This is a genomic window from Sulfurovum sp., assembly GCF_036568385.1.
Classification (GTDB): Bacteria; Campylobacterota; Campylobacteria; order Campylobacterales; family Sulfurovaceae; genus Sulfurovum.
In genome coordinates this window covers 1-18,205 of record NZ_DATCSP010000014.1, presented here as the reverse complement: position 1 = coordinate 18,205, position 18,205 = coordinate 1, and the positions used below count along the sequence as shown (strand labels likewise).

Annotated in this window: 21 protein-coding genes and 1 pseudogene; 11 read left to right on the top strand and 11 right to left on the bottom strand. The window is 46.9% G+C overall.

The features are described 5' to 3' along the window. Nucleotides 1–109: 109 nt before the first annotated feature. The 4 genes from VIM88_RS01165 to rpmB all read right to left on the bottom strand — a co-directional run bounded on the left by VIM88_RS01165 (nt 110) and on the right by rpmB (nt 2,976). A complete protein-coding gene (locus VIM88_RS01165; protein ID WP_331861045.1) occupies nt 110–334 on the bottom strand; it encodes a YdcH family protein in 225 nt (74 codons plus the stop codon). Between the two features lie 73 nt (nt 335–407). After that, the gene (argJ, locus tag VIM88_RS01160) at nt 408–1,619 is read right to left on the bottom strand and encodes a bifunctional glutamate N-acetyltransferase/amino-acid acetyltransferase ArgJ (RefSeq protein WP_331861044.1); all 1,212 of its coding nucleotides are present in this window, start codon (nt 1,617–1,619) and stop codon (nt 408–410) included. Next, nucleotides 1,612–2,742: a potassium channel family protein gene (locus VIM88_RS01155; RefSeq protein WP_331861043.1), complete on the bottom strand. Its 1,131-nt coding sequence runs from the start codon at nt 2,740–2,742 to the stop codon at nt 1,612–1,614. The genes argJ and VIM88_RS01155 overlap by 8 nt, the downstream gene beginning before the upstream one ends. A gap of 24 nt (nt 2,743–2,766) precedes the next feature. Further along, nucleotides 2,767–2,976 carry a 50S ribosomal protein L28 gene (gene rpmB / locus VIM88_RS01150; RefSeq protein WP_331861042.1) on the bottom strand — a complete coding sequence of 70 codons (210 nt, stop codon included), beginning with the start codon at nt 2,974–2,976 and terminating at the stop codon, nt 2,767–2,769. 221 nt (nt 2,977–3,197) lie between these two features. Between rpmB and rpe the strand changes: the two genes are divergently transcribed. From rpe to VIM88_RS01135, 3 genes are all read left to right on the top strand, one after another. After that, nucleotides 3,198–3,839, top strand: coding sequence for a ribulose-phosphate 3-epimerase (gene rpe, locus VIM88_RS01145; protein ID WP_331861041.1), 642 nt, complete (start codon nt 3,198–3,200; stop codon nt 3,837–3,839). Nucleotides 3,840–3,977: 138 nt separating this feature from the next. Beyond that, on the top strand, nt 3,978–4,568 hold the full coding sequence (locus VIM88_RS01140) for a phosphoribosylanthranilate isomerase (RefSeq protein WP_331861040.1): 591 nt from the start codon (nt 3,978–3,980) through the stop codon (nt 4,566–4,568). Next, nucleotides 4,552–5,349 carry a 3'-5' exonuclease gene (locus VIM88_RS01135; protein ID WP_331861039.1) on the top strand — a complete coding sequence of 266 codons (798 nt, stop codon included), beginning with the start codon at nt 4,552–4,554 and terminating at the stop codon, nt 5,347–5,349. The genes VIM88_RS01140 and VIM88_RS01135 overlap by 17 nt, the downstream gene beginning before the upstream one ends. 2 nt (nt 5,350–5,351) lie before the next feature. Here VIM88_RS01135 and VIM88_RS01130 read toward each other — a convergent pair whose 3' ends face one another. The 5 genes and pseudogenes from VIM88_RS01130 to VIM88_RS01110 form a co-directional block, all read right to left on the bottom strand. Continuing rightward, nucleotides 5,352–6,005 carry an EI24 domain-containing protein gene (locus VIM88_RS01130; RefSeq protein ID WP_331861038.1) on the bottom strand — a complete coding sequence of 218 codons (654 nt, stop codon included), beginning with the start codon at nt 6,003–6,005 and terminating at the stop codon, nt 5,352–5,354. Then, nucleotides 6,006–6,530: a gamma carbonic anhydrase family protein gene (locus VIM88_RS01125; RefSeq protein ID WP_331861037.1), complete on the bottom strand. Its 525-nt coding sequence runs from the start codon at nt 6,528–6,530 to the stop codon at nt 6,006–6,008. Then, nucleotides 6,530–8,620 (bottom strand): annotated as a pseudogene (locus VIM88_RS01120) (RNA degradosome polyphosphate kinase); the annotation flags it as partial. The pseudogene VIM88_RS01120 and the gene VIM88_RS01125, both read right to left, overlap by 1 nt. 106 nt (nt 8,621–8,726) lie before the next feature. Continuing rightward, nucleotides 8,727–10,700: an excinuclease ABC subunit UvrB gene (gene uvrB / locus VIM88_RS01115; protein WP_331861036.1), complete on the bottom strand. Its 1,974-nt coding sequence runs from the start codon at nt 10,698–10,700 to the stop codon at nt 8,727–8,729. Between the two features lie 73 nt (nt 10,701–10,773). After that, a complete protein-coding gene (locus VIM88_RS01110; RefSeq protein ID WP_331861035.1) occupies nt 10,774–11,130 on the bottom strand; it encodes a four helix bundle protein in 357 nt (118 codons plus the stop codon). Between the two features lie 80 nt (nt 11,131–11,210). On the opposite strand from VIM88_RS01110, the gene VIM88_RS01105 reads away from it, so the two are divergent. After that, a complete protein-coding gene (locus tag VIM88_RS01105; RefSeq protein ID WP_331861034.1) occupies nt 11,211–11,429 on the top strand; it encodes a hypothetical protein in 219 nt (72 codons plus the stop codon). Nucleotides 11,430–11,446: 17 nt separating this feature from the next. Next, entirely contained in the window at nt 11,447–11,668 is a 222-nt protein-coding gene (locus VIM88_RS01100; protein WP_331861033.1) for a hypothetical protein, read from the top strand. Between the two features lie 49 nt (nt 11,669–11,717). Here VIM88_RS01100 and VIM88_RS01095 read toward each other — a convergent pair whose 3' ends face one another. Next, the gene (locus tag VIM88_RS01095) at nt 11,718–12,704 is read right to left on the bottom strand and encodes a GGDEF domain-containing protein (RefSeq protein WP_331861032.1); all 987 of its coding nucleotides are present in this window, start codon (nt 12,702–12,704) and stop codon (nt 11,718–11,720) included. A gap of 32 nt (nt 12,705–12,736) precedes the next feature. Further along, on the bottom strand, nt 12,737–13,129 hold the full coding sequence (locus VIM88_RS01090; RefSeq protein WP_331861031.1) for a hypothetical protein: 393 nt from the start codon (nt 13,127–13,129) through the stop codon (nt 12,737–12,739). Between the two features lie 196 nt (nt 13,130–13,325). Between VIM88_RS01090 and VIM88_RS01085 the strand changes: the two genes are divergently transcribed. From VIM88_RS01085 to VIM88_RS01060, 6 genes are all read left to right on the top strand, one after another. Then, on the top strand, nt 13,326–13,808 hold the full coding sequence (locus VIM88_RS01085; protein ID WP_331861061.1) for a type II secretion system protein: 483 nt from the start codon (nt 13,326–13,328) through the stop codon (nt 13,806–13,808). 226 nt (nt 13,809–14,034) lie between these two features. Further along, complete coding sequence (locus VIM88_RS01080) at nt 14,035–14,493, top strand: prepilin-type N-terminal cleavage/methylation domain-containing protein (protein ID WP_331861030.1); 459 nt, start codon at nt 14,035–14,037, stop codon at nt 14,491–14,493. A gap of 1 nt (nt 14,494) precedes the next feature. After that, a complete protein-coding gene (locus VIM88_RS01075; RefSeq protein WP_331861029.1) occupies nt 14,495–16,399 on the top strand; it encodes a primosomal protein N' in 1,905 nt (634 codons plus the stop codon). A 92-nt stretch (nt 16,400–16,491) separates the two neighbouring features. Then, nucleotides 16,492–16,845, top strand: a complete 354-nt coding sequence (locus tag VIM88_RS01070; protein ID WP_331861028.1) for a four helix bundle protein — start codon at nt 16,492–16,494, stop codon at nt 16,843–16,845. 51 nt (nt 16,846–16,896) lie between these two features. Further along, entirely contained in the window at nt 16,897–17,964 is a 1,068-nt protein-coding gene (gene ispG, locus VIM88_RS01065) for a flavodoxin-dependent (E)-4-hydroxy-3-methylbut-2-enyl-diphosphate synthase (RefSeq protein WP_331861027.1), read from the top strand. Nucleotides 17,965–17,980: 16 nt separating this feature from the next. Then, on the top strand, nt 17,981–18,205 hold a 225-nt coding region (locus VIM88_RS01060), incomplete at its 3' end, for a DnaB-like helicase N-terminal domain-containing protein (RefSeq protein WP_331861026.1).

Sequence of the window (18,205 nt, the reverse complement as noted above, 5' to 3'; positions counted from 1 at the left end):
GTTTTTTGGTTCAGTGGTTTCATGGGTGTTCCTAGTAAAAAGTTGAAAATATTGTAGGGTAAGAAGATCGATGCATGGGCAAATGCCCATGTCATGCAGGAGGTTGGGATTATGCCTGAGACTTTTTATAGTCCAGGATCATTTGATAGGCTTCATCTTTTAGAAGAAGCTTCTTTTTTTTCAGTGTCTCAAGCTCTGCATCCGTTAAAACGGTACGTCCTGCTTCAGCATCTTCCACCTGCTGATCCAATGCATTGTGCTTTTCAAAGATATTTGCAAAGTGTGCATTGCTTTGTTTAAGTTCGTGTATCTCGTCTCTGTATTCATGTAACATATCATTTCCTAGTGTTAATTTATTTCTATATTATAACTTTTTTGTGGTTAGCAAAGAGTTAAAATCGCCATTTTTAAGTGCGGTATTCTGCATTAATTTTGACATACTCATAGCTGAGATCACACCCATAGGAAATATAACTGGCATCTCCCATACCGATGTCGCATGTCACTTTAAAACTGTCTTGCTTCATGATCTCATAGGCCTTCTCTTCACGTACCTTGTCCAGCTCTCTGAATGCATTGGAGTAGATGAGCAGGTCATCATAATGTATGGTGAGCGTTTCCTCGTTACAGGCGATCCCCGATGCCCCTATGGTCGAAGCGATGCGTCCCCAGTTCGGGTCTTCCCCAAAGAGCGCCGTTTTGACGAGGAGAGAATTGCTCAGTGCCATACTCGCCTGTTTTGCCTCTGCCTCGGTTTTTGCCCCTTTGACCTCAAAGGCTACCAGTTTGCTGGCGCCCTCTCCATCTTTGAGTATCATCATCGCCAGTTCGAACATGAGCTTGTTCAAAGCTTCCGCAAACGCCGCTTTGTCATAGTTCCCGCTTTGTTTGTTCGACAGCAGCATCACCGTGTCATTGGTAGAGGTGTCACCATCGACCGAGATACGGTTGAACGAGTTTTGTGCTGCGTCGGTCAGCAGTGCATCCATATCCTCTTTGGGGATATCCGCATCGGTGATGATAAAACAGAGCATCGTCGCCATCGCAGGATTGATCATTCCCGCACCTTTACAGATGGCCGCAATGTGAAAGGCGCTCCCGTCTGCAAGTGCTACTTTGTATGCCAACTCTTTTTTAAAGCTGTCCGTGGTCATGATGGCACGTGCTGTCTGATGTGAATTGGAGGCATGGAAGTCCAGTGCATCAAACGCAGAGGTGATCTTGTCCACAGGCAAACGGTACCCTATGACCCCTGTTGAACTCATCACAGGGTTCAGCACCGCCTGTTTATCCGAGAGTACGGACATGATGGTGTCTATATCTTCGATACCCTTTTCCCCGGTCATCGCATTGGCATTCTTGGCATTGATCAGTACAAAGTCAGTCTGAAAACCTTTGGGATATCTCTGAAAATGCTTGATCGGCGCGGCCTGAAACGTGTTGGAGGTAAAAACAGCAGCAATGTCGCAGGGTGTACTGCTTCGTATAAAGGCCACATCACCGTCCAACTCCCTGTCGTCACTGTTTGCAGGTTTTTTTCTCATACCGACATTGGTCGCACCGCAAAAAAATCCTTGGACATTCTCTAAACCGTTCTCAAGCGGAAGGACCTTAAACATATTTCAACTCCTCTGGTTTTTGTTTTTTACGGATGACCTTTTTGGCCTTGGTGATCCCTTCACTGGTTCCGATGAGCAAGAGCTTGGATTGTGGCATGATGATGGTATCTCCTTTAGGCATAGGAATAAATTGTTTGTCCTTTTGGCGGATACCGATGATGGTCACATTGGCAATATCCCTCAAACGTGCACTTTTGATCTTTTGCAGTGCCAGCCAGGATGTTTTGGATACCTTGGCCTCTTCCATATCCAGAGGGGTATCTTTTTTGTAAAGAAATTCCTGCAGCAGGTTCTCCATATCGGGACGTGCCGCCATCGCATTGATACGCTGCGCCATCAGTTTCGTTGCTGTCACGACCTTGTTCGCCCCCAGTTTGACCAGCTTCTGCTCATCTTCATTGTTTTTAGCGTTTGCTATGATAAGAAATTTTCTTACGCGGCCTATTTCTGTTTCGTAAAGACGGGCAGATGCGATGGTGGCAATGTTGTCTGCGACATTGTCTGCCAGTGTGATCATCCCTTTGGCGGAAGAGAGGTGCGATTTAAGAATGCCTGCTTCTGTATGCGGTTCTGCGGAGACGAAATAGGGGTAGTGGTGCTTTTTGGCTACTTCTTCCATATCTTCACGCGGGTCCACCACCACAAAAGGAATGTGGTTTTCACGAAGTTGTCTAGTAACTTGTATCGTAAAATCGTTATGGTAACAGACAACAAAATGGTGTTTAAGTCTAGCAATTTCGTAAAGCATTTTACGCTCCTTGACAGTTTTTTGAAACTCACCCCTTTTAACGACCTCTGCGATAATACCTATGGAAATAGAAAAAAGAACAAACCCGAAGATGATCAGTGAAATGGTGAAAATACGTCCCATATTTGAGATCGGTGCAATTTCTCCGAATCCTACCGTGGTAAAGGTGATACCTGTTTGAAATATGGCATCCATCAAAGAGAAGCCATCGATCGTCATGTACCCTATGGTACCGATCAGCATAACAAATACGGTAAGTATAAAAGGAAGTCTGAAAGGGGCTAAATGACCATAAAACTCGTCATTTAGTGTGATATGTGGTTTAGGTGCGTTTCTCCATCCGAGAAACTTTTTGAATTTTTCTAGGGGTTTCAAAGCCCAAGTCCCAAAAGGTGGGACTTACTCAGCTGTAGCAGCTTGAGCAGCGCGCTTTTTCATCGTTCTGAGTGTAGAAGCAGCGACTTTTACTCTTTTGGTTGTGCCGTCTTCAAGTGTGATCTTTACAGATCTTAAGTTTGGAAGTTGTCTTCTTTTTGTTTTGTTGTTCGCGTGAGAAACATTGTTCGCTGTCAATGGGCCTTTGCCCGTTATGTCACATTTTCTTGCCATAAGTTGTCCTTTAGTTAGTCGTCTTGCATACCGCACTTTTCAAAGTAAAGTAGAAAACGGTGAATATTTTGTGCGATTATAGACAAAAAGAACATAAAACCTGCTTAACTTCATGGAGGATGGGCAAGCAAGTCAACGGGTAACTTTTCTTGATACCCGGCTAGGGGTTTTCGAGGCACCGTTATGTTATAATTATTTAAAAATAAATGAGAGGATACTCCATGTTGGTAGCTCCAAGCATACTTTCTGCTGATTTTGGGCATTTGGCCCGCGATGTCAAGGCCATCTGTGAAGGGGGGTGCGACTTTGTACACGTCGATGTGATGGACGGACATTTCGTGCCTAATCTTACCATAGGCCCTGTGGTCGTCGAAGCCATAGCCAAAGCAGCGACTAAACCTTTGGATATACATCTTATGGTGGAGAACAACACCTTCTTTGTTGACCTCTTCGCCCCTTTGAAGCCCGAATTCATCTCATTTCACATCGAAGAGGAGAAGCATCCACACAGGCTGATACAGAAAATACGCTCCCTGGGGATACGCCCTGCGATCACCCTGAATCCGCATACCCAGCCTGAAGCGGTAGAGTGTTTACTTGAAGATGTCGATATGGTGCTTCTTATGTCCGTCAACCCGGGATTTGGAGGACAGAAGTTCATTCCTGGCGTGATAGAAAAAGCGAAACGCCTGAAGGCAATGATAGAAAAAAGAAATCCGAACTGTCTGATAGAAGTGGACGGCGGGGTCAACGACAAGAATGTAAAAGAACTGGAGGCTGCCGGTGTCGATGTGGTCGTAGCCGGCTCGTTCGTGTACAAGCATCCGGATGGCATAGAAAATGCCATTTCTGCGTTAAAGTAAGGTAGGGATGAGTATGTATCTGAGTCACAGACGAAGTTTCTACGAGAGATCATTGAGTGATTTCCATGCATCACGCTTTGGCGTTGGAAGTGAGAGAAATTCAGAAGGAACTCTGTGCCTTCTGGAGGAGAATGTATCATGAGAGTAAAAATATGCGGGATCACCAATTTAAAGGATGCCCTCCATGCAGTAGAGTGCGGGGCGGATGCTCTGGGATTTGTTTTTTACAGCAAATCTCCACGCTACATCACGCCTGCAGCAGCGAAAAGAATCATAGACAAGCTTCCTCCTTTTGTCGAAAGGGTAGGGCTTTTCGTCAATGAAGGCGTAGAGACGATAGATACGGTATGCAGGTATTCTGATATTTCACGTGCACAGATCCATTTTGATGTAGATGAAGAGTCTTTGGATGCGATCGGCCTACAGACGCTGCCTGTAGTGCGTGTCAAGTCTCCTGAAGATCTGCTGCGGTTCAAAGACCGGTACCGTCTGGTCGATGCGTACAGTGAAGTGTATGGCGGTACAGGAAAACGTTTGAACCTTGAATGGTTCAAGGATGTAGACTGCTCCAAAATGATACTCGCCGGAGGCCTGACACCCGAAAACGTTGCGCAAGTGAAAGCACTCGGTTTTTACGGTCTGGATGTAAGTTCCGGCGTAGAATCCGTGAAGGGCAAAAAAGACCCCGAGAAAGTGAAACAATTTATAGCCAATGCAAAAAGTCTTTGAAGAACTGACAACAGCCTTTCGTAAGCACGGAGGGGTGTTACATGAGTCACAGTACAAAGATATCGTGACCAAACATACCACGCTGCTGGAGGATGCGGAGACCATCTTTATCCTGCTGCAGGCGTCAGGCTACCCCATCACCCAGGCCAGCAATGAACACTACAGACTCGAAACATGCTTTACTTCACATAAAGAACAGCGCTACTGCGTGATAGATATAGAGACGAACGGAAGCAAGCCCGGCACCTCTCAGGTCATAGAGATAGGAGCGGTGATGCTCCAGAACGGCGAGATCATAGACCGTTTTGAAACGTTTGTAGAGTGTGCGTTTTTGCCGGAGTATATTACGAAGATCACAGGGATAGAACCTACGGACCTGATAGGGGCGCCTTCGAGAAAAGAGGCTTTAACCGCGTTGCGTCATTTTATGGGTGATGCGGTATTTGTAGCGCACAATGCACATTTTGACTACCATTTTCTGAACGCCTCCTTTGACCGGTTCGGTCTCGGTCCCATAGGCAACCCCCAACTCTGTACGATAGAGCTGGCGAAACGGACTTTTGAGAGTGAACGCTACGGGCTTGCCTACCTGATAGACTTTTTAGAAATAGAAATGGCCACACACCATCGTGCGTTCTCTGATGCGCTATGTGCAGCAAAAGTGATGGAAAAAAGTCTGCAGACCCTGCCTGAGTACGTAAAAAGTGCGGATGAGCTCTTGCGGTTTTCCATTTCCAGCAAGAAAGAGAGACGGGTGAAAAAAGAAAAAGAGGGGAAGTGACCCTACTTTTTCTCCCCTAACATATGGTGCAGGAAGAGTATCTGTGCAAATACCGGCGCAAAGATATTCACCAAAGGGACATAGTTGAAGAGGGAAGCCACCATTGCGAGAAGCCCTGTTCTTTTCTTTTTTTCTTTCAGTCTTTTTCTGTCATCCATAAACAGGGAACCTACATCATAGACAGTGGGCTCTTTCAGCAAGACAGACCATAAGTAGAGTACGACCACCTGTCCCAAAACGGGTACGAACAGCAGGGGAAGTGTAAGTATGAAGAGCAGTAGAAAAATGATGCTGGCCTTCAGTGTCAGCATGAGGGAAGTACCGATCTTCGCACTTCCGACCACCGGCACATCCGGGTAGTGCTTTTGGGCCAGCGCGATCAGCAGCTTTTCACTGTAGAGTGAAGTAAGCAGTGATACCGTGATGATAAAAAGCATATAGGCAAAGATCAAGGCTGCCACGGAAGCACCCGTTGTCTGTACCCAGTCCCAGGGAATCCATGAAAGATAGGATGAGAGAAAAGTGTTGATGGGCTCCCACAGTCCCCATGTCATCAGCAAGGTAAGGATCAGCGAAAGTACTCCCATCTTCAGCACAAACAGGATGACATTTATAGAGAGGATGTCCTGTATACTTTTTGTGATGATCTGATGCATTTACTGGTATTCGTTCTTAAAGGCTACATAGCGGGCAGCGGAAGCGTAAAGTTCTTTGACCTCTTCGTCCGTCAGTTGACGTACGACCTTTGCAGGACTCCCCATGATGAGGCTTCTCGGAGGAAAGACCTTGTTCTTTGTGACCAGACTGTCCGCGCCTACGATCGACTCTTTTCCTATCACCGCACCATCCAGTATGGTGGCGGACATCCCTATCAGGCAGGCATCCTCAATGGTACAGCCGTGAAGCATGACCCTGTGGCCTACCGTGACATCGTTGCCTATGACGGTAGGGTGCCCGTCAGACATATCTGCTTTTTTGTGATGGGTGACATGGACCATGCTCAGGTCCTGGATATTGCTTCTGTCTCCTATGGTGATGTGATGCACATCTCCGCGTACCACACAGCCAAACCATACCGCTGAATCTTCTCCCATGGTCACACGCCCGATCACGGAAGCGCCTTCTGCGATCCAGGCATTGGTCCCTATCTTCGGGGTCCACTCTTTAAATTTGATGATCATTAACTCTCCTTTAGGATGCGATTTGCCAAACGGCTTACATAGTCCGGCGTCTCTTTTTTGGTTTTATCATACACTTTCTTGGCATACTCTTCAAGGAGCGTATGATTGTTCACGGTTTTGCCGAGCGGCGGCACTTTGGTGTAGTTTCCATCTTCCTGAAGTTCCCAGCGCAAGGCATTGTCTGCCAGCTGCAGCATCAGGATCTGCTCTATTTTTTGTTTCAAGGTATCCTCGATGATCGGTGTCATCAGTTCTACCCTTCTTACAAGGTTCCGGGGCATCAGGTCCGCAGAGGCGACGTAGCATCTGACCTTGTCATGCTTGAAATAGTAGATCCGTGCATGCTCCAGGTATTTTCCGATCACCGAAGAGACCGTGATGTTTTCAGAGACACCCTTGATCCCCGGTTTCAAACAGCAGATGCCACGGATGATGAGATCGATCTTGCATTCCTTCTGCGAAGCGATGTAGAGCGCTTTGATGATATCGGGATCCACTAAAGAGTTCGCTTTCAGGATGATATGCCCCTCCGGCCCGTGCTTGATCTCTTGCTCAATGAGTTTGAGCAGTTTGGGTTTGATCTGTGTCGGGGACATGAAAAGGGTATCGAGCTTGGTATAGGTGGAAAAACCCGTAAGAAAATGAAAAAAGTGTGTCGCATCTCGTACAAAGGACTCTTTGGTGGTAAAGTAGGAGATATCGGTATATACTTTTGCGGTGCTGGGGTTATAGTTTCCTGTGGCAAGGTGGACATAGCTTTGAAGTTTTGTGCCTTTGCGCTTAATGACCTGTGCGATCTTGGCATGTACTTTCAGTCCGGGAATACCGTAGACGACATGTGCTCCCGCATCTTCCAGTGCTTTGGCCCAGCGCAGGTTGTTCTCTTCATCAAACCGTGCTTTGAGCTCGACGAGCACCATCACCTGCTTGCCATCGCGTACCGCGTCTATCAGGGCTTTGACGATCGGAGATTTCGGTCCGGCACGGTAGAGTGTCATACGTATGGCCACGGTCTCCTGGTCAGCAGCGGCCTGCTTGATGAACTGTACCACAGGGTCAAAACTGTCAAAAGGGTGGTAAAGCAGGACATCCTGTTTCTCTATTGCCTCAAAAATATTCTCGCTGTCAAGCGGGGGGAGCGTTTTTGAATTAAAGGTTGGCAGGACAAGGTGGGAGAGCGTATCATCTCCTACGACCTCCCAGAGACTTCCCAGGTTGAGAGGAAGGCTTTTGTATGGGTAGATGTCGTTATGGTCCAGGTTGAGATGCGAGAGCAAAAAGTTGATAAGCCCGCTGTCTGCGCCATCGAGGAGTTCAAGACGGATCAGGGAACCTTTGTTCCGTGAGCGCAGACCTTCCTGAAGGATCTCCAGAAAGTCATCTGCCTCCTCTTCCTCTATTTCGATGTCGGCATTTCTTGTGACCCTGAAGGGGGTGGAAGCGAGCGGGCTGAATCCGGGAAAGAGTTCGGAAGCAAAGTGCTCGACCACAGACTCTATAGGTATGAAGGTCTGTCCCAGCTGGATAAATCTTGGCAGTATGCGCGGGATGCGCACCAGTCCATGCTTGATATGCTTGGAGTCATTGGTCAAGGTCAGTGCCAGACCGAAGCTGAGATTGTTCAAGTGGGGGAAGGGGTGCGTGGCATCTACGGCTATGGGGATGATGACAGGGTAGATCTCGTTGAAGAACTTTTCTCTGATCTCTGTCTGCTCTTCTGCGTTCAACGCATCGTAGTGCTTGACATTGACGCCGTGGGTATGCAGTTCCGAGATGATGGAAGTATAGCAGGACTCCAGGACCTGATGCTCTTTATGCAGGTAGGCCTGTATCTGTTCGAGCTGCTCGCTTGGGGTGAGCTTGTCGGGCCCGGTCTCCTGTACACGTGCTTTCAACAGTGCTTTCAGTCCTGCGACGCGTATCATATAGAATTCGTCAAGGTTGGTACCGTAAATAGCAAGAAATTTCAGACGTTCAAGGGGAGGAAGCTGTTCATCCAATGCCTGTGCCAATACGCGTGAATTAAACTGCAGCCATGAAAGTTCACGGTTAAAATAGAGTTGTGATGAGTTTAAATCTACTTTCATAGTGGTTTCCTGATATTGGGTTTTCTACAAAACGGAAGTCTCCAAAACGGAAGTCTCTCTGTTTTGCAGGAAGATTCATGGTTGATTGTAGAAGGATTATAGCGAAAAACTATAACTTTTTGATTTTGGCTATCTGGTCCCGCAGCCTTGCAGCCTCCTCAAACTCCAGGTTTTTGGCTGCTGCGAGCATTTTGGCCTTGAGTTCCTTGACAAGCTGCTGCCGCTCCGCTTTGGGCATTTTGTCCAGTTTGCTCTGTTTGTTATAGAGTTCGCCCGCATCTTCCACTTTAAGGTCCGTATCGAGTTCCCTGAGCGTGGTTTTGGGGGTGATGCCATGGGCTTTATTGTAGGCTATCTGTTTTTCACGTCTGGCCATGGTGGTCTCTATCGTAAACTGCATCGAGTCGGTCATCTTTTTGGCATACATCAGCACCAGTCCGTTCGCATTTCTGGCCGCTCTTCCCGCAGTCTGTATCAGTGCGGTACGAGAGCGCAGGAACCCTTCTTTGTCCGCATCCAGTATGGCAACAAGACTTACTTCGGGCAGGTCCAGCCCTTCTCTGAGCAGGTTGATCCCTATCAGAATGTCAAATTCGCCCAGACGGAGGGAGCGTATCGTCTGGTTACGCTCTATGGCATCCATGTCCGAGTGCATATGGCGGCATTTCAGTCCCAGGTCATTGTAGTAGGTGCTCAGCTCTTCCGCCATTTTTTTCGTGAGCACGGTGATGAGGACTCGCTCCCCTTTTTCGATGACAGGTTTCATGTGGTCATAGAGATTTTCTACCTGATAGGTGCTGTCTATGACCTCTATGCGCGGGTCGAGGAGCCCGGTAGGCCGTACCACCTGTTCGGCCACTGCGGAGGAGAGTCCCAGTTCGAGTTCGTTGGGGGTAGCCGAGACAAAGAGAAAGTGCGGGGCCTTGTGGATATACTCATCGAACATCAGAGGACGGTTGTCCAGTGCGGAAGGAAGCCTGAAGCCGTGGTCGACCAGGACTTCCTTTCGGCTTCTGTCGCCTGCGTACATCCCTCTGAACTGCGGCAGAGAGACATGGGACTCATCGACGATAACAAGGTAGTCGTCATGCATCGCTTCAAAGTAGTCCATCATCGTGTAGGGTGTTTCACCCGGCTTTTTCCCTGTCAGGTGCCGGGAGTAGTTCTCGATACCTTTACACATCCCTGTGGCTTCGAGCATCTCGAGGTCGAACTCCGTACGCTGTTTGAGACGGTTGTACTCAACCATGCGGTCTTCTTTTTGATAGTAGGCAAGTCTTTCGTCCAGCTCCTCTTCGATGCTTTTGATCGCACGTGCAAGCTTCTCTTTGCTGACGATGAATTGGTTGGCCGAGTAGATGGTGATCTCTTTGAGCTCTTTCTCCTTCTCTCCCGTCAGAGAGTTGAATTCATAGATCGCTTCTATCTCATCGCCGAAAAACTCTATACGTACGGCAAACTCTTCGGAGTAGGCAGGGTAAATGTCTATCACTTCGCCCATCACACGGAAATCGCCCCTGTCGAAAAACTCATCGTTGCGCTTGTACCCCATGTCGACCAGTCTCAGCAGCAGGGATTTCTGGTTGTACTCATCTCCGACGCAAAGTTTCTGCACGATCGAGCGGTAATCATCCGGGCTTCCCAACCCATAGTTGGCCGAAACGGAAGCGATGACGATGACATCATCATGGGAAAGCAGGTTGGCGGTCGTGCTCAGACGCAGACGTTCCAGCTCCTGGTTGATGGAGGAGTCTTTCTCTATGAAAAGGTCCTGTCTCGGCAGATAGGCTTCAGGCTGGTAGTAGTCATAGTAAGAGATGAAATACTCCACATGGTTGTTGGGAAAAAAACTTTTGAACTCGGAGTAGAGCTGCGCCGCCAGGGTCTTGTTGTGCGTCATGATCAGGGTGGGTTTCTGGGTCTTCTCTATCACCTTTGCCATGGTGTAGGTTTTCCCCGAACCCGTCACTCCCAGCAGGGTCTGGTACTGGTTCCCCGCTTCGATCGAGTGCGAAAGTGTCTCTATGGCCTGTGGTTGGTCACCTGCGGGTTGGTATGGACTGGCTACAGTAAAGTCAGGCATGATTTTCCCTTTGCACAATTAGAAATTAGAATGTAGAAATTAGAAATGACAGCTTGCATTTTTTTAACTACCCTTATTTATTGTTTTTTATAGTTTTTGTGATCGATACCAACAGGCTTACTATTTCTTTGATGTCAATAAGAAGGCTGTCAAACATTTGTTTTGAGATATAGTCCGTATCATGCAATAGGTTTATCCAGTATTGTGTTTCGTTTGCTTCTTTTAACGCTATCATTAATTTATTCATAAAGTCAGCTCTTGACTGTGCAAACTTTGATTCACTTACCAGTGCACCTATGGCTGTACCAGAACGTATGACCTGTTTACTTAGTATATATTCTTTTTTTTCATCACAAAGATATCGGCTCAGCTTGACTGCACGTATTGAAAAGGCATAACTTTTATCATATAAGATATTATTTTTCTGCATTCTTCTCTCAATTCCTAATTTCTAATTTCTAATTTCTAATTCTTTTGCTATTATAACACAAAGAAATTATGGAGAATAAAATGTCAGCATTGCAAAAATTACAGGAAAAGATCACACAGTGGAAAGCGGATCATGAGGCGCTTAAAAGCGAGAATGCACAACTGAAAGCAGAGCTTGCGAATGTGTCCGGATCTCAAAGCGAACAAGAGTCACAGATCGCAGCGCTCAAGCGTGAACTTGAAGAAAAAGATGCAGAGATAGAGAAGATCATCGCACAGGTCGAGTCACTCCTGGCCTAATCACCTAAAGGAACACCATGAAGAACGTAGGACTTACGATTTCAGGAAATCGCTATGAGATCAAACTGGAAGATGCCTTTGCGGATTTTGTCAATAGAGATCTCCAGGAAGCAGGGGTGAACCTGCAGCAGGATAACAAACCCGACAAACTGCTCAAAGCCTACCTGCGTCTGGCAAAGCAGGCCACCTCCTATGAAGATGAGATCGAACTGCTCATCGAAACCCTGGATGGTTTATAGATAAAAGATCTTCAGCCGTTGGGATACCCGTTTTGGGTACCCGCTGAAGTCACAGTTCTAAAGAGCGTTGCAGAAATGCCTCTTCCGATTCTTTCTTATCGAACTCTGTCGTGCCAAAATCAAATGATATTTTGTTGGATACCATCCAATTATCTTTTTCCAGTACGTGCTGTATGCGTTCTTTTAGGTGCAGTGCGCTTTCTGCTTCTGTAAATGGCAACAAGATCAAGAATGTATTTTCATCATACCGGCAGGCAATATCACTGTCACGCATCACAGAACGGATCAAGGTGCCAAATGCTTTCAGTGTATTTCTCTGTACGCCTTTGGTAAAGGCGTTATTCCCTTTTTCAAACTCATTGATGGAGACAGTAAGCAGTGAAAGCGGATAGTCATGCCGCGCAGATCTGCTGCATGTTGTTTTCAGTTCTGCCATAAAGTATTTTTTGTTGAAGAGCCTGGTTTCATGGTCATAGATAGTATGTTTTCTCATCTGTTGATGGATATACAACCTCACCATATAAATGATCAGCAGGGTAAGCAGCATCGCCACCGCCAAAGCAAAATAGAAGAGGTTGATCATTTTGCTCTGCTTCAGATAGACCATTTTTTCGATGACGATGGCAAGCGTATCTGCTTTTTCCCGGCATTCAAGTGCCTGCTCACGGACCCTGTCGCTGTCTTGAGTGGATAGACCCGTTTTGTAACTGTTCCAGCATGCAGCGACCTGTGCAAAGTCCGAAGCAAGGGAATCTGCCCCTATGTAGAGCTCGGATCTTTCATTTTGCTTCACCCAAGTAGAGATATCCTGAAGGTCGGCATCGGCATGGCTGATCGTCTGTTTCAAAGTCGGACTTTTGGGATCAACTGAAAGGGTTGTTATGGCACCTCCAAACCGGCTTGTCTGAGACACGATGGAAGTATCGTTCTGTATCGTCTTGAATGAGGCATAGACCAGGTAAAAGCTCACAGGGAGTATGAGCACGAGAATATAAAGTAACAGTGTGATCCGAAATGATGACCATTCTTTTTGCATGATTTTCCTTCTTTTATATTTTGTTAATTGTACTATCGTGTGACGGTTTGCCCTGAAAACTGATAGGTTTTCACAAGGTGGCCGCCTACAGCTTCTATATCATCACAATAATCAGCGCCGCTCGCATTTAGGTCGACACGCATCTGCGATCCATTGACCTCTATGGTATAGCATTCTATATTGTCACAGGCAGTTGAATTGATATCAGTCAAAGTAACGTTAGTTGCAGTATACAGTGTGCCCATATCTCTGATGCATATGGCCATACTGGAGACATCAGCAGAAAGTTTTGCATCATCTCTTGTAGCCATGAGTCTTGGTATGGCAACGGCTGCAAGTATCCCTATAATGATCAAAATGAATATCAGTTCTATCATGGTCCATCCCGCTCTCATGGCAGGGTTGGTTCTATTATCAGCATGCAAGTGTCTGTCCCTCTCTACTAAGTAATTTATTTATCTATTAACAAATATAATATTTAAATATAGCATATCATAGCATTATTTTTATAATTTAAAAGGTTTTTTCATATATCTTGAAGCTTTGTAGAGGTAAAATGCTTCTTGGCCGATTATTGAATCGGTACGAAAAATATTTAAACAGGAGTTATTCATGACTAACATGAGACGCGGTTTCACAATGATCGAGTTGATCTTTGTAATTGTAATTATCGGAATTTTGGCAGCGGTAGCGATACCTAAATTGGCAGCAACAAGAGATGATGCAAGAATCTCTAATATTATTGCGAATGCAAGAACTACTTTAGGTGATATGACAGCATTCTATACAGCCAAAGGTAATACATATTGGAAAGATACTGCAACAGTTCAAGAAGTAACAAATGTAACGCTCGGTACTGACTGTACTGGACCAGCAGCGGATGGAACTACGGTAGCGGGTCAAGCCTTTGTTTTATGTGATGAAACAGGTGGTGAAGTATGTTTAACTATCACACCGGATGAGAATGGTAGTAAGGTGACTTATGAAGCAGGCACGGGTACATCTGTAGTGTGTGGCGGTGTTCTAGCTGATCCTGCTATTATCGGTATGACTGGTGGTGACACGAAAGATCATAAACTTGGTGGTTCAGCGGTTACACGTTAATCCGTAATAGCCTTATGTGCGCGTTCCCAAGCAATTTGCTTGGGAATGCTCATAGCAAAAAATCTGCAAATATATTATTTACCCCATAAAATAAATTTTCATAAATAACTTTCATTTACAATAAAATATATTAAAAAATATCGTATGGAGTATGAATCAAAACTATTTGTGATATAATATAAAGCTAAAGAGTAAAATTACTTTTAACCATCTAAAAAGGATAAAGATGCAAACACCTTCAAAAAAAGCATTTACCATGATAGAATTGATCTTCGTCATCGTGGTGATAGGCATATTGGCAGCGATCGCTGTACCCAAACTAGCGGCTACCCGAGATGATGCGACCATTACAAAGGCGATCGCAACCATAGGATCAGTCCGCAGTGCGCTTGCTACAGAAAGGCAGAAACGTATATTACGCGGGGATTTTACAGCTATTACCAGTTTAAATAATGGAGGGACAGGGGCATTTACGAACTTTAGCGATGATTCGGATGGTAACGCGAATCCTGTCTTGGAATATGCTGTACCAGCTTGTTCGAATGGGCAAACAGGATGCTGGAGTGTGGAGGGTACCACCTACACCTATCATATGCCTACATCCGGAACCGTTGAATTCACATTAGATAGTAACCGTTTTGATTGCGATGCGGAAGACAGTAACTGCCGGCTCTTAACCCAATAATTTGTACTACTATCACATACTTCTTCTTAGGTCAAGCGCTCCAAGCTTGACCTATCATTCTCAAGATCCATTGCCGAAGGGTTCGGTTATTTCCGTACCTCTGAAAACCACCCTCAAAGAGGCTGTTATTCTGGAAGAGGTCGAAAAACCCGAGTTTGAAACCGCAGAGATCGCTGCTGTTTCAGAGCGCTGTTACAGCAGCGGGCAGATGGAGATAGCGAAGTTCATCTCCGAGTATTATTTCTCCTCTTTGAGCGAAGCACTCTCCCTTTTCATGCCATATATTGTAGGGGTCGACCCCCGTGTCGACCCTTGGGCTGATGATGAAATTGAAATGTTTATCTCATCCAACGGGAGGACACGGGGGTCCTCCCCTACGGGAAGTGCTGTGCTGCCGACATTATCTCCATCCCAGCAAAAAGCGTACGAGCAGCTTCTCCAAAAAGAGAAAGCGCTGCTTTTCGGTGTGACGGGTTCTGGGAAAACGGAGATCTTTATCTCGCTGATGGCCAGGATGCTGGAAGAGGGTAAAACCTCCATCTTCCTGATGCCGGAGATCTCACTGACACCGCAAATGGAAAAACGCCTCAGGGTCTATTTCGGCGAGCATGTGGCCATGTGGCACTCCAAGCTGACCAAAAAGAAAAAAGAATCTATTTTAAAAGGTATCGCAGAGGGTGAGGTCCGCATAGTGGCGGGCGCACGCTCTGCACTCTTTGTGCCCTTGTCCAACCTGGGGCTCATCGTGGTGGATGAGGAGCACGATGACAGCTACAAGGCGATGACGCGTCCCCGCTACCATGCGCGCGATGTGGCGGTGCTGATGGGAAGCAAACTGGGTGCCAAAGTGGTACTGGCTTCGGCGACACCTTCGATGGGTTCGTACCATAAGTATGATGTCGTCAAGCTCGACAGACCCTATGTGCAGACAGAGAAAAAGTACACTTTCATTCCGGGAGACAGCATCAACCAGACGATCCTGGATGCGATAGACCGGCACTATAAGGCGGGCGGACAGTCACTGTTGTTCCTTCCGACACGGGGGAACTTCAAGTACCTCTACTGTGAGAATTGCGGGAAGACGCACCTTTGTCCTTTCTGTTCTGTGGGGATGGCACTGCATCGGAAACACAGGCATCTCAAGTGCCACTACTGCAACTACACAGAGCCCATTCGAGACACCTGCACCCACTGCGGGCATACACCGCTCAAGAGCGAGCGTATGGGAACCGTGGAAGCGATGGAAGTGATCTCGGAAGCGGTGGAAGGCATCAAGATCGAGCAGTTCGACAAGGACAGCATCACGACCGCCAACAAGCTCAAAGAGGCTTTGAAGCGATTTGAGAGCGGAGAGAGCCAGCTGCTTCTGGGCACGCAGATGCTGAGCAAAGGCCATGATTATGCGGACATCACGCTGAGCATCATTATGGGACTGGATTATATCCTGGGGCTTGCGGATTACAGGGCAAGGGAGAGGGCTATGTCGCTGCTGTTCCAGATCGCAGGACGGAGCGGCCGTGCACACGCCGCCGAGGTCATCGTGCAGACAGGGGATCCGGAATTCTTCCAAACCTATCTGGCCGATTACGAACTTTTCATCAAGGATGAGCTGGCCTTTTTGGAGATGGCCGAGTACCCGCCTTTCGCTTCACTGGCACGCATACTCATCGCACACAAGGATGAGACCAAAGCAGGCAAGATCACGCTCGATACGGTAACGAAACTTAAAGCGTTCAAAGAGGTCGAGATCGTAGGGCACGGCAAAGCGCCGGTCGAGAAAATAGCCAACAAATACCGGTTCAACATCCTGCTGAGAGCCAAGAGCCGCGTTCCCCTGCTCAAGGCGCTGCATAAGGTAGATCGCAGGGAGATAGAGATAGATTTTGACCCCGTTGAATTTTCCTGACAGTGAGGAGTGAGGAACGAGGGGTGAGGAAAATTCAAAGTGAATGGTGAATAGTTAATAGTGAATAGTGGATTTTTTTGGTAGAATCTTTTATGAGTATATTGGCTGATAAAAGTTATAAATTTGCTATTAGAATTGTTAAACTTAGTGCATATTTGACAAAAGAGCAAAAAGAATATACATTAAGCAGACAATTATTGCGTTCAGGCACGGCGATCGGCGCATTAGTGGCTGAGGCACAATATGCGCAGTCAAAAGCAGATTTTATCAATAAAATGTATATTTCTTTAAAAGAAGCAAACGAGAGTCGATATTGGATCAGATTGCTTACAGATTGTAAGTATCTTACCGAACCCATGTCAAAAAGTATTTTTGATGATGTAGAAGAACTCATTAAAATGCTCACAAGCAGTATCAATACAACAAAAGAGAACTTAAATGACTAACTATTCACTATTCACTATTCACTATTCACTCTCTTCATTGGAGGAAAACCAATGAAGGAGCGGTATCCAACCAAAAAGATCTATGTCGGCAATGTGGCCGTGGGCGGTGATGCGCCTATCTCCGTGCAGTCTATGACGTACAGCGATACGCATAATGTTGCAGCGACCGTAGAGCAGATCAACCGTCTTCATTTTGCGGGGGCGGATATGGTGCGTGTGGCTGTGCCTGAGATGCAGGATGCTTTGGCGCTCAAAGCCATCAAGGAGCAGATCTCCCTGCCGCTCATCGCAGATATCCATTTCAACTACAAACTGGCGCTCGAAGCGGCGAAATGGGTGGACTGCATACGGCTTAACCCGGGGAATATCGGTGAGAAATCGCGGATCAAAGAGATCGTCAAGGCGTGCCAGGAGAGAAACCTGCCTATACGCATAGGGGTGAATGCTGGCTCGCTGGAAAAAGAGTTCGACCTGAAGTACGGCGCGACAGCAGAGGGGATGGTCGCCTCTGCCGAGTACAACATCAAATTCTTGGAAGACCTTGGATTTACGGATATCAAAGTCTCCCTCAAAGCCTCCGATGTGGACAGAACGGTGGATGCCTACCGAATGCTGCGTCCCCGAAACGACTACCCTTTCCATCTGGGTGTGACGGAAGCAGGAACGGTCTTTCATGCGACGATCAAGTCCGCGATAGGGCTGGGTGCCCTGCTGCTGGACGGTATAGGGGACACGATGAGGGTTTCCATCACCGGCGAGCTTGAAGAAGAGATCAAGGTCGGTAAAGCCATACTCAAAGACAGCGGCAGGATGAAAGAGGGGCTGAACATCATCTCCTGTCCCACCTGCGGACGTATAGAAGCGGACCTCGTGAGCGCGGTGGCAGAAGTAGAAAGACGCACGGCGCATATCAAAACACCGATGGATGTCTCTGTGATGGGCTGCGTGGTCAACGCGATAGGAGAGGCCAAACATGCCGATGTGGCGATAGCGTACGGCAAAGGGTCCGGACTGATCATGCTCAAAGGCGAAGTGGTGGCCAGACTGCCCGAAAACGAACTGGTAGAGCGATTTGTCCAGGAAGTAGAGAAATTCGCTTCGGAAAATTCTACTAAATGAGAAGTGGGGAGTTTTGATGGAACATATGTACAACTTGAACATAGAAAGGGCCGTGCTCTCGGCGATCGTGTTTGACCCTGAGATCTATGAAGAGATCGCAGCCAAGCTCAAACCGCATGATTTTTACCTTCCTTTTCACCAGCATGTCTTTGCTGCGATGGAAGCACTTTCCGTGGAAGAGAAACCGCTTGATGACGAGTTTTTGCGTGCCAAACTCAACAGTATGGGGAAGTTTGATGAA

Excerpts from the sequence above, each read along its gene's own strand:
- VIM88_RS01165 (WP_331861045.1), bottom strand. The coding sequence starts at position 334 with ATGTTACATGAATACAGAGACGAGATACACGAACTTAAACAAAGCAAT.
- argJ (WP_331861044.1), bottom strand. The coding sequence starts at position 1,619 with ATGTTTAAGGTCCTTCCGCTTGAGAACGGTTTAGAGAATGTCCAAGGA.
- rpmB (WP_331861042.1), bottom strand. The coding sequence starts at position 2,976 with ATGGCAAGAAAATGTGACATAACGGGCAAAGGCCCATTGACAGCGAAC.
- rpe (WP_331861041.1), top strand. The coding sequence starts at position 3,198 with ATGTTGGTAGCTCCAAGCATACTTTCTGCTGATTTTGGGCATTTGGCC.
- VIM88_RS01140 (WP_331861040.1), top strand. The coding sequence starts at position 3,978 with ATGAGAGTAAAAATATGCGGGATCACCAATTTAAAGGATGCCCTCCAT.
- VIM88_RS01135 (WP_331861039.1), top strand. The coding sequence starts at position 4,552 with ATGCAAAAAGTCTTTGAAGAACTGACAACAGCCTTTCGTAAGCACGGA.
- VIM88_RS01130 (WP_331861038.1), bottom strand. The coding sequence starts at position 6,005 with ATGCATCAGATCATCACAAAAAGTATACAGGACATCCTCTCTATAAAT.
- VIM88_RS01125 (WP_331861037.1), bottom strand. The coding sequence starts at position 6,530 with ATGATCATCAAATTTAAAGAGTGGACCCCGAAGATAGGGACCAATGCC.
- uvrB (WP_331861036.1), bottom strand. The coding sequence starts at position 10,700 with ATGCCTGACTTTACTGTAGCCAGTCCATACCAACCCGCAGGTGACCAA.
- VIM88_RS01110 (WP_331861035.1), bottom strand. The coding sequence starts at position 11,130 with ATGCAGAAAAATAATATCTTATATGATAAAAGTTATGCCTTTTCAATA.
- VIM88_RS01105 (WP_331861034.1), top strand. The coding sequence starts at position 11,211 with ATGTCAGCATTGCAAAAATTACAGGAAAAGATCACACAGTGGAAAGCG.
- VIM88_RS01100 (WP_331861033.1), top strand. The coding sequence starts at position 11,447 with ATGAAGAACGTAGGACTTACGATTTCAGGAAATCGCTATGAGATCAAA.
- VIM88_RS01095 (WP_331861032.1), bottom strand. The coding sequence starts at position 12,704 with ATGCAAAAAGAATGGTCATCATTTCGGATCACACTGTTACTTTATATT.
- VIM88_RS01085 (WP_331861061.1), top strand. The coding sequence starts at position 13,326 with ATGAGACGCGGTTTCACAATGATCGAGTTGATCTTTGTAATTGTAATT.
- VIM88_RS01080 (WP_331861030.1), top strand. The coding sequence starts at position 14,035 with ATGCAAACACCTTCAAAAAAAGCATTTACCATGATAGAATTGATCTTC.
- VIM88_RS01070 (WP_331861028.1), top strand. The coding sequence starts at position 16,492 with ATGAGTATATTGGCTGATAAAAGTTATAAATTTGCTATTAGAATTGTT.
- ispG (WP_331861027.1), top strand. The coding sequence starts at position 16,897 with ATGAAGGAGCGGTATCCAACCAAAAAGATCTATGTCGGCAATGTGGCC.